The 9980-nt window shown below is 30.0% G+C and carries 10 protein-coding genes and 1 other annotated feature; of the genes, 5 read left to right on the top strand and 5 right to left on the bottom strand.

The window, feature by feature from the left end; translation table 11 throughout:
- Nucleotides 1-45 precede the first annotated feature (45 nt).
- Together HGI79_RS05225 and trpS are read left to right on the top strand one after the other, a co-directional pair.
- Entirely contained in the window at nt 46-420 is a 375-nt protein-coding gene (locus HGI79_RS05225) for a desulfoferrodoxin (protein WP_185649605.1), read from the top strand.
- A 117-nt stretch (nt 421-537) separates the two neighbouring features.
- Nucleotides 538-781: a binding site (T-box leader), on the top strand.
- Between the two features lie 70 nt (nt 782-851).
- On the top strand, nt 852-1853 hold the full coding sequence (trpS, locus tag HGI79_RS05220) for a tryptophan--tRNA ligase (RefSeq protein ID WP_185649604.1): 1002 nt from the start codon (nt 852-854) through the stop codon (nt 1851-1853).
- 64 nt (nt 1854-1917) lie between these two features.
- On the opposite strand, the gene yidA is transcribed toward trpS, so the two are convergent.
- The gene (gene yidA, locus HGI79_RS05215; RefSeq protein WP_185649603.1) at nt 1918-2736 is read right to left on the bottom strand and encodes a sugar-phosphatase; all 819 of its coding nucleotides are present in this window, start codon (nt 2734-2736) and stop codon (nt 1918-1920) included.
- Nucleotides 2737-3337: 601 nt separating this feature from the next.
- On the opposite strand from yidA, the gene HGI79_RS05210 reads away from it, so the two are divergent.
- Nucleotides 3338-4930, top strand: a complete 1593-nt coding sequence (locus HGI79_RS05210) for a peptide chain release factor 3 (protein WP_185649636.1) — start codon at nt 3338-3340, stop codon at nt 4928-4930.
- A gap of 84 nt (nt 4931-5014) precedes the next feature.
- Here the strand turns inward: HGI79_RS05210 and HGI79_RS05205 are convergent, their stop codons facing one another.
- Nucleotides 5015-5998, bottom strand: a complete 984-nt coding sequence (locus HGI79_RS05205) for a phosphatase PAP2 family protein (RefSeq protein ID WP_185649602.1) — start codon at nt 5996-5998, stop codon at nt 5015-5017.
- A 135-nt stretch (nt 5999-6133) separates the two neighbouring features.
- Nucleotides 6134-6286 (bottom strand): DUF5670 family protein, encoded by a 153-nt coding sequence (locus HGI79_RS22680; protein WP_241428142.1) that lies wholly within the window; start codon nt 6284-6286, stop codon nt 6134-6136.
- Nucleotides 6287-6623: 337 nt separating this feature from the next.
- On the opposite strand from HGI79_RS22680, the gene HGI79_RS05200 reads away from it, so the two are divergent.
- Nucleotides 6624-7193, top strand: a complete 570-nt coding sequence (locus tag HGI79_RS05200) for an ECF transporter S component (protein ID WP_185649601.1) — start codon at nt 6624-6626, stop codon at nt 7191-7193.
- 65 nt (nt 7194-7258) lie between these two features.
- On the opposite strand, the gene HGI79_RS05195 is transcribed toward HGI79_RS05200, so the two are convergent.
- Nucleotides 7259-7423 carry a zinc-ribbon domain-containing protein gene (locus HGI79_RS05195; protein ID WP_185649600.1) on the bottom strand — a complete coding sequence of 55 codons (165 nt, stop codon included), beginning with the start codon at nt 7421-7423 and terminating at the stop codon, nt 7259-7261.
- Between the two features lie 375 nt (nt 7424-7798).
- Between HGI79_RS05195 and HGI79_RS05190 the strand changes: the two genes are divergently transcribed.
- A complete protein-coding gene (locus HGI79_RS05190; protein WP_185649599.1) occupies nt 7799-8944 on the top strand; it encodes a helix-turn-helix domain-containing protein in 1146 nt (381 codons plus the stop codon).
- 48 nt (nt 8945-8992) lie between these two features.
- On the opposite strand, the gene HGI79_RS05185 is transcribed toward HGI79_RS05190, so the two are convergent.
- Entirely contained in the window at nt 8993-9820 is an 828-nt protein-coding gene (locus tag HGI79_RS05185) for an RMD1 family protein (protein ID WP_185649598.1), read from the bottom strand.
- Between the last annotated feature and the right edge of the window lie 160 nt (nt 9821-9980).

Genomic DNA, 9980 nt, shown 5'->3' with positions numbered 1-9980 from the left:
AATTATTAATAAATATAAGGTGTTGTAACAAGGAGGGGTTTTATAATGACAGAGGTAAGGCAAGTTTACAAATGTGAGGTCTGTGGTAATATAGTAGAGGTACTTCATAAAGCTGGAGGAACTTTGAACTGCTGTGGAAGACCAATGACTCTTCTCACAGAAAATACAACAGATGCTGCTGTTGAAAAACACGTTCCATTCATAGAAAAAACTTTAGATGGAGTAATTGTAAAAGTAGGGGAAGTAGAACATCCTATGACAGATGAACATTATATTGAATGGGTTGAAGTACACACCGCAAATAAAGTATATAGAAAGTGGTTTAAGCCAGGTGAAAAACCAGAAGCTGTATTTAGATTGGGTGAAGATGTAGTATTTACAAGAGCTTATTGTAATCTACATGGATTATGGAAAAAGTAAACATCTATAAAAGTACCATGAAGCTATAACATGGCACTTATTTTAATAATAAGTTCTATGAAAGTATTGACAAATCCTCATTTAATGAATAATATAATTTTAGAAATGAATAATATATAAAATCTTTTGATAGAAAGCAAGTAAGCTTAAAAACAGACTGGAAGAGAGCTGTAGATGGTGGGATTACAGTAGTTATGTTTAAGTTGAATGGGTTCTGGAGGAGCAGAATGAATTCAAAGTAGTTCTTGGACGTGAGTCTTACGTTATAAGACTGGATATGTTTATGTATCTTTAATGAGGAAAAGACTTACTATGGTTTTTTCGAATATAGGTGGTACAGCGCCCATAACACGCCCTATGATTTTTTAATCATAGGGTTTTTTTGAGTAAAGAGCTTTAATATTTTATGAGATAACTTGGAGGTAGTTTTTATGGAAGACAAGAAGAAAGTGATTTTTAGTGGAATTCAGCCATCAGGTAACTTAACTATAGGAAATTATTTAGGAGCCTTAAAAAATTGGGTTAAGCTACAGGATCAATATGACTGCTATTATTGTGTGGTAGATTTGCATGCAATAACAGTAAAACAGGAGCCGAAAGATTTAAGAAGAAGAACCTTAGAAGTACTTGCCATATACTTAGCAGCAGGAATAGACCCAGATAAAAACACTATATTTATTCAATCTCATGTACCAACTCATTCAGAGGCGGCATGGATACTAAATTGCTCTACCTATATAGGGGAACTTGGAAGAATGACTCAGTATAAGGATAAGTCAAAAAGATATGGGGAATCTGTTAGTGCAGGATTGCTAAACTATCCTGTATTAATGGCAGCAGATATATTATTGTATAATACTGATTTAGTACCAGTTGGAAAAGATCAAAAACAACATCTAGAGCTTACAAGAGATATTGCTGAAAGATTTAATAGCTTATATAGTCCAACTTTCACTATTCCTGAACCATATATACCGGAAACAGGAGCAAAGATTATGGACTTACAGGAGCCAACTAAGAAAATGTCAAAATCCTCAGATAACCCAAATAGCTATATATTAATCATGGATCCACCAGAGGTTATAAGAAAGAAGATAAACAGATGTGTTACTGATAGTTTAGGTTTAGTTAGATACAATGATGATCAGCCAGGAATAAAAAATCTAATAACTATACTAAGTGCAATAACTGGAATGAGCTTTGATGAAATCGAGAAAAAATATGAAGGTCAAGGGTATGCTCAATTCAAATCAGATGTGGCAGAAGCAATTGTTAACGAATTAGAACCAGTACAAAAGAAAGTTAATGACATATTATCTGATAAGGATTACCTTGAAGGTGTATATAAAAAAGGTGCTGAAAAAGCATATTATACATCAAATAAAGTTCTTAGAAAGATGCAGAAAAAGGTAGGTTTTATACCTGGTAAATAAAGTTACATTGTATAAAAAACTGTAGATTGCAGAAGTAAGAAACTACCCTGCAATCTACAGTTTTTTAACATACTTTTTCTTTGTCTAGTATAAACTTATTAATTACATGAGCAACACCGTGTTCATCATTAGTCTTTGTTACATAGTTAGCTATTTCTTTAACTTCTGGAAAAGCATTCCCCATTGCTACTCCAAGACCAGCATATTCTATCATATGGATATCGTTGCCGGCATCCCCCATACAGATAATTTCCTCTTGTTTTATTCCAAGGTTTTTAGCTAAGGTTTCAATTCCAAAACCTTTATGTACCTTCTTGTTGATAAATTCTAAGAAATACGGAGCACTTCTAATTACTGTGTACTTATCATAAGCTTCACTAGGAAGGTTAGCTATTACTCTGTTAAGTATATTTTCTTCATCTATAAACATTACCTTTACTATTGTAGTGTTGGGATCTAAGTTGTCAAAGTCAACTACTTTAAGTGGTATATTGTTCATTTCAGCTTCAAATTCGCTGTATTTGTTAAGTTTAGGTGTTAAACATGTATCTAATGTTAAAGTATGAATATTTACATCAAGCTCCTTACTTAAGTTATATAGGTATTTAATGTCATTCATATTCATATAATTTTTAGCCAAAACTTCTCCAGTTTTAACGTTTTGAACTACTGCACCGTTAAAGGCTACAGCATAGTCTTCTTCACTTACTAAGTCTAACTGCTGTAAATAATTTTCAATTCCTTTTAAAGGTCTACCAGTAGCTAAAATAACTTTTACGCCTTTTTTTCTGGCATCCTGAATTGCTTTAAAGTTTTCCTCTGAAATAGTTTTATCCTTGTCTAATAGAGTACCGTCCATATCTAATGCTACTAATTTATACATTATAACCCTCCCCAAGATAACTTTTATAAAAATAATTTGTCACAGACCCATAATTATTATATCATTTATAGTAGTAAAATAAATAATGATTGTAGATTTATATAATAAAATAAGGTTTAACTTGAAGATATTCTAAACGTTTAACTTAATGAATTGGTTTTATAATATATTTAATAGAAACTTGTATATATAGATAACCTCAACTTAAATTTAATTTATGCGTAGGGGTATATTACCAATGTTGAAGTCACATTTAAATATTTTTTATTAGTCTTAGCGAAAATTTGATAAAAAATCTTAGAACTTTAGATATGTTTGAGCATAGCGAGTTTATCAAAGTTCTTAGATTTTTATCAAATTTGAGCTTTAGACTAATTAAAAATATTTAACGTGACGAAACATGGTAATATATCCCAGAGTGTAAATTAAATTTCGGGCGTGGTTATCTATACTTAATATAAATAATATAGGGTTTATTATACATAATTGAAATAAAAGTAAAAAATTAGTGTTAAAGTATAAGTAGGTACACAAGTTGACATTAATATATAATGAAGTTAAAATCATTGTTGAAAGCAAAATAAGAAGAGGAGAGAGAGCTGTGGCAGAATTAGTAAGAGAAATTGAGAAAAGAAGAACCTTTGCTATAATATCACACCCGGATGCTGGAAAGACTACGTTAACAGAAAAGCTTTTATTATATGGAGGCGCAATAAGATTAGCAGGTTCAGTAAAAGCTAGAAAAGCATCAAAGCATGCTGTTTCTGACTGGATGGAAATAGAGAAGCAAAGAGGTATTTCAGTTACTTCATCGGTTATGCAATTTAATTATGATGGGTTCTGTATAAATATATTAGATACACCTGGTCACCAAGACTTTAGTGAAGATACATATAGAACGTTGATGGCTGCAGATAGCGCTGTAATGGTAATTGACGCAGCAAAAGGTGTTGAGGAACAAACAAAAAAGCTTTTTCATGTATGTAGTTTGAGAGGTATACCTATTTTTACTTTCGTAAATAAAATGGATAGAGAAAGTAAGGATCCTTTCGAACTAATGGAAGATATAGAAAATACCTTAGGAATAAAATCTTATCCAATAAACTGGCCTATAGGATCAGGAGCGGACTTTAAAGGCATATATGATAGAAATAAAAATTTAATAGAAGTATTTGATGGTGGAAACCATGGTCAAACTGCAGTAGAAGCAATAGCAGGTAAAGTTGATGATGAGGTCTTTAAGGATTTGTTAGGAGTCCCACTTCATCAAAAACTAATGGAAGATATAGAGTTACTTGATATAGCTGGAGATGAATTTAGTTTAGAAAAGGTTAGAGAGGGATCCTTAACTCCCGTATTCTTTGGTAGTGCTTTAACTAATTTTGGAGTAGAACCATTTTTGAAAGACTTTTTAGGCTTAACAACATCACCTTTACCAAGAGAATCAAATCAAGGTGAAGTAGACGTGTTCCAGGATAACTTTTCTGCATTTGTATTTAAAATTCAAGCAAATATGAATCCTGCCCATAGAGACAGAATTGCTTTTATGAGAATTTGTTCTGGTAAATTCCAAAAAGGTATGGAAGTGTTTCATATGCAGGGTGGTAATAAGATTAAGCTTGCTCAGCCACAGCAATTTTTAGCACAGGATAGAGAGATTGTAGAAGAGGCTTACGCTGGAGATATAATAGGTGTTTTTGACCCAGGAATTTTTAATATAGGGGATACACTATGCTCAGGTTCGGAAAAATTTAAGTTTCAAGGTATACCAGTTTTTGCACCAGAGTATTTTGCTAGAGTTAAAACATTAGATACTATGAAAAGAAAGCAATTTATAAAAGGTGTAACTGAAATTTCTCAAGAAGGAGCTATACAGGTATTTAAGGAATTGAATATAGGTATAGAAGAAATTATTGTAGGTGTAGTTGGTGTGCTTCAGTTTGAAGTTTTAGAATATAGGATGAAGCATGAATACAATGTAGATATAAAAATGGATAGACTAGCTTATAGAGCAATTAGATGGATAGAAAGTTCAGAGGTTAGTGCGGATAAACTTGTGTTGACAAGTGACACTAAGATTGTTAAGGATTTAAAAGATAGAGATATTCTAATATTCCAAAGCGAATGGGCTATAGGTTGGGCATTAGAACATAATAAAGGATTAGTGCTATCAGATATTGGTAAATCAGAATAGTTAACTTAGATATAACATATGCATAAAGAAGGTTTAAACTTTAACATTTAAAATATGATTAAAGTTTAAACCTTCTTTATTTTGCTACTGTAAAGAGTTGGTATAGTAGTTTCCAATATAATTGGAATTCGTTTTTTTATAGTAGATAATGTTAAGAGGTTTGTGAAGAAATATTTTGCTTTTATCAAGTAGAAAATCTACTAACTTTACAGTTCCGTAAGCAAATATTATACCGGCAAATACATCTATAATCCAATGTATCTCTAAATACATTGTAGAGAATATGACGCTTAAGCAGAAAAATTGCCATAGGTAACTAAAGATTTTATTACTTTCTCTTCTAGCTAGTAAAAATGCTGCAAAGGCTATAGATGTATGCATTGAAGGAAAACAGTTTAATGCTACTCCTGCTGCAGCTTCTGGGCTTAAGTGTCTATCGAGACCATCAGGATGACCAAGAACATACCATACTTCTTGCAAGTGGAAAGTAAGATAAAATGGTGTTATTAAAAACACTTGCAATACATGTCCAGATAACGCATACCTAACCATTTTCTTAAAATCCTTTGAAACGAAGGCTCTATAAAGTGGAAGTAATATGGGAAGAACAAATCCATTATTATACACCATTCTGAGAATCCAAGTTAGAGTTTCTGATTTATATGATCTAATAAATGCAGCGTCATTAAATGGTATATTTTTAAATATAGGATTTAAGTCTACCACTATATTCCGGCTAATTTGCCAGCTAAGCATTTTTCCCCAAAATTCATAACCGTGAACATTTATATAAGATATAAACAACATAAAAGGAATGGCTAATGCTATAAATGGAATCCAGTTTACATCTTTTCTTATTTCAGAATATGCCGTAAAACTAGCAAAAGCTAGTACAAATATGTAGGTTTTATAATCAACCCCTGAATTAGAGTGAAGGGCAGTTAGTATAGCTTTACGTAAAAAATATAAACCTATAAAGATAAAATAGTATCTATTCAAAAAATCTACAATTCTAGTAAATAAAATTTTAGCTATATTAAATACCCTTGTTTCCATAAAATTAGACATAAAAATATCCCCCTTCTTACACAGAATAAATTATAACATACAATATTACTTTAAGTATACACAGAATTTTAGCTATTATAAAGTATACTGAAAACAAAAAGAGCCCAGATATAAACTGAACTCTTTTACAATCTATTACACCTTTTTTCTGCCAAATAGTGCGTCTATAATAAATACTATTGCAGCTATAAGTAATAGTAGATTAATGAAGCTGCCTCCTATTCTAAATATAAGACCTATAACCCAAAACAATAATACGAAACCGCCTATCCAACGTAAAATAGTCATATGCAATTACCTGATTTCTAAAACCATGACAAATTGATTTTTGCATAGTTTTTCATTCTATTAACTAAATAGAACGGTAGTATCACAGGATTCAATTACTACAGAAATCAGTTCTCCACCTCCTTTTTGATATTTATTTTTATTTCAAAGAAACCATGTTAGTAATTTTAGTGTTAACAATTTTCACTAAAATTATTAATATAGTTTTTTTGACTTGGAATGGATAACTCATAAAACTGTATGGGTACATTTGATATTTTTTTGTATGACAATATAATTAATACTGAATAAAAATTTTGACAAAAGTTTTTGTATAGAAGAGGAGTGAATTTAAGTAATGGAAAATAAAAAAGTTACGGCAAGTAGTGTAAAGGTTCAAGATATGGTACAAGTAGCACTTATGGCAGCAATGACTTATATTGCTACAGCTGTTATTAATATACCAAGTGGTGTTATTGTAAAAGGTGTGGTTCATCTTGGAGATACTATGATCTTCTTGGCAGCAGTGCTACTTGGAAGAAAAAAGGCATTTTTATCTGCAGCTATAGGAATGTGTATGTTTGATTTACTTTCACCATACGCTGTATGGGCACCTTTTACCTTTGTTATAAAAGGAGTTATGGCATATATTGCAGCAAGTATAGCTTATAGAAAAGATTATGATGGAAATAATGTATTGAATAACATAGCTGGATTTGCTTTAAGTGGTATATGGATGATAGGCGCTTATTATGTAGCTGGAGTAATTATAATGCATTTTATAACTAATATAGCATTTAGTCAAGCGTTTATACTAGCAGCAGCAGAAATCCCTGGAAACATTACTCAAGTAGTTGCAGGAATAGTTTTAGCATTGCCTTTAACAAAGATATTAAAAAAGGCTTTAGCAAAGGTATTAAAAAGGTAACATAATAAGAAAATAATATAGTGATAATATATAAACAATAAAAGAGAGGCTTGACCTCTCTTTTGCTATCTGCTTCTTGCTCCGTTTTTTTCAGCTTTTCTTTTCTTTCTACATTCAGGGCATCTTACAGGATCATTTTCAAATCCTTTTTCTTTGTAGAAAGCTTGTTCTCCTTCAGTAAATACAAATTCTTTTGCACAATCCTTGCATACAATAGTTTTGTCTGCCATTAAAAAAACCTCCTTAAATCATAGGACTAATTGATTCTTGATAACTTCCTCCCATGACTAAGGAGAACAAAGTACCTTGAAAAAATTGACCTATATACAAATTTCTATAGAGTTAAACTCTAAGAATATTATACCATAATAACTAAAAAAAACAAAGTTGATATAAAGGTTTAATCTATTGCAAATAAAGCAAAACTATACTAATAGAGGTATAATATAAATATATTAAGGTTACTTAAATCAAGCTAGTGCGTATCAGTTGTTATGCACATTATAAGAACTTTAATAGAATAAATTGTATTATAATTAAGTTATCACAATATTTGTAAGACTAATGAATATAATTATTTATATAAGAAATTTGAGGTTATTAATATGGATAAGAAGAAGTTAGTAAATCTATTAAAAAAGTCAGAGGGTACTAAATTAGATTTTAAACAGCATATAGAAATTGATACTGACAGCGGCAGAAAAGAGTTAGCTAAGGATATCTGTGCTATAGCAAATTCAAGAGGTGGAAGAGGTTATTTAATAATAGGTATAGAAGATAAAACTAAAAGAGTATTAGGAATTGGAGATTTAGAGCTTAGCGAAGAAAAAATACAACAAATAATAAGCTCTAGAATTGAGCCACCAGTACCAATATCTTTTGAGTTAGTAAAATATGAAGGTAAAAATGTTGCAGTTATAAATATATATGATGGACCTCAGAAACCATATCAATTAAGAGATAACGGAGCCTTCTACATAAGAAGAGGATCTACAAATGATACTATGAGAAAACAAGAGATAATATCATCATTACAAGAAGGTTTAAGTTTAAATATAGAACTATGTCCTGTACCTGGCAGTACTTTAGAATGTATAGATAATAGCATTGTTGATAAATATTTTATATCTCAAGGCATAAGAATAGAAGAGGAAAATAGATTAAATCTTATGGAGAATGCTTCAATTATATACATGGATAAAGATTCAGGTAAATATATGGTAACCTTAGGAGGACTTTTAGTATTTTCAAAAACAAATAATATTTATGTTCCACATAATATGATAAAAATAATTAATAATGCTAATAAAAATTTAGATAACATCCTTATAGTTCAAGGAGATCTGCTAACTATGTTGAATAAAAGTGAAAAAATTTTACGAGATATATTACCGAAGTCCTATCCTGTTTATGCTATAAATGAAGGTGTGAAAAATGCTGTTCTGTATAGGGATTATACAGAATGTAATAAAGAAATAGAAGTAATAGTTGGGTATAATAGTATAGTTGTAGTTAGTCCAGGGGTATTGGTTAAAGGTAATAGTAATAACTATTTTAATTATATAAGAAGAAACATGTGGGTATATGAAAAGATGATTGCATTAGATAACGAAGATAAAATAATTAATTCAGGTAGAGGATTTAATATGATGAAAAAAGCATTTAAGAACAAGGGAAGAGTGAATTTTATAAACTCCATTAAGGACGGAGAGTTTAAGGTAATATATCCAGGCATAAAAGAATTCCTATGAAATAACTTACTAATTTAAGGCTGGGCATATACCCAGTCTTAAATTAGTTTAAAATTTTAGTATAAACTCCACAATTGATATAATCAGTTCAAATAAAATAAGTACAATAACCATTATTTCCAGCTTTGTTGCTCTTCTCTCGTGAGTTAAAGTGGCAAATACATCTGTAATATCCTTTAGAATTTCCGTTTTATGATGTATCTTTTTATATCTTTCATCTAAGTCAAAAAGAGATGCCATTTGTAGATAAAAGTTTTCTATATTTTCGTTATCCCAGGCTGCTTTAGGTTTATCTAAAAGCATAAGTGAGGAAATGGTATTATACTTAAATGTCAGAACTTTAGCTGAAGTTTTGGCTATATCCTCATCAGACATATTAAATTTTCCTGTATTTAAGTAATTTATGATATTTTCTATACCATCTAAAAGTTTATCAATATCGATTTCAATTTTTTTCAAGCAAGTGGATTTTGCCAGCACTAAGGATATTATATCTAAATAATACGGTAAAAATTCATTTGATGTCATTAAATCATTATATAAAGAATAGTCATGTTTAGTATCTACTTCAAGTTTATATTCATCAGTATAGTCATTAATAATATCATTATTTTTCAGATTTAAATCAATATTTTTTAAATATTTTAAAATATCTTGAGTTTCATGGAACTCCATATTTATAAAAACTAGAGATCCAAAGTAAAATATATATACCCACTTATTATCTACCTCTTTTAGGACTCCTTTTAAAAATCGATCTGATAGTATCAATGGTTCTTCCCATTTAAACTTCTTGTTAATACCGAAATGAGAAGCAATAGCATTTAAATTTATTTCGTTGGATAAAACCACGGACTTAAAAGCCCAGCTCTGCATAAAATACACCCTTTCAGTTAAGTATTAAGTATATATAATAAATTTTAACATAAAACTCATTTTATATGTATTTAAATATTGATAAAAAAATACTTTAAATATATACTATAATTTATAACAAGGTGTGATAACTTTATAATGCTTAGAAAGGTAGGGGTTT

This window comes from Clostridium sp. DJ247, from assembly GCF_014231265.1.
The sequence above is the reverse complement of the archived record's forward strand: the minus strand, read 5'-3'. Positions and strand labels throughout refer to the sequence as shown.

What these genes read in the sequence shown, in the direction of transcription:
- HGI79_RS22680 (WP_241428142.1), bottom strand. Translation starts at nt 6,286, where the DNA reads ATGACTATTTTACGTTGGATAGGCGGTTTCGTATTATTGTTTTGGGTT.
- HGI79_RS05225 (WP_185649605.1), top strand. Translation starts at nt 46, where the DNA reads ATGACAGAGGTAAGGCAAGTTTACAAATGTGAGGTCTGTGGTAATATA.
- HGI79_RS05200 (WP_185649601.1), top strand. Translation starts at nt 6,624, where the DNA reads ATGGAAAATAAAAAAGTTACGGCAAGTAGTGTAAAGGTTCAAGATATG.
- HGI79_RS05205 (WP_185649602.1), bottom strand. Translation starts at nt 5,998, where the DNA reads ATGTCTAATTTTATGGAAACAAGGGTATTTAATATAGCTAAAATTTTA.
- trpS (WP_185649604.1), top strand. Translation starts at nt 852, where the DNA reads ATGGAAGACAAGAAGAAAGTGATTTTTAGTGGAATTCAGCCATCAGGT.
- HGI79_RS05195 (WP_185649600.1), bottom strand. Translation starts at nt 7,423, where the DNA reads ATGGCAGACAAAACTATTGTATGCAAGGATTGTGCAAAAGAATTTGTA.
- yidA (WP_185649603.1), bottom strand. Translation starts at nt 2,736, where the DNA reads ATGTATAAATTAGTAGCATTAGATATGGACGGTACTCTATTAGACAAG.
- HGI79_RS05190 (WP_185649599.1), top strand. Translation starts at nt 7,799, where the DNA reads ATGGATAAGAAGAAGTTAGTAAATCTATTAAAAAAGTCAGAGGGTACT.
- HGI79_RS05185 (WP_185649598.1), bottom strand. Translation starts at nt 9,820, where the DNA reads ATGCAGAGCTGGGCTTTTAAGTCCGTGGTTTTATCCAACGAAATAAAT.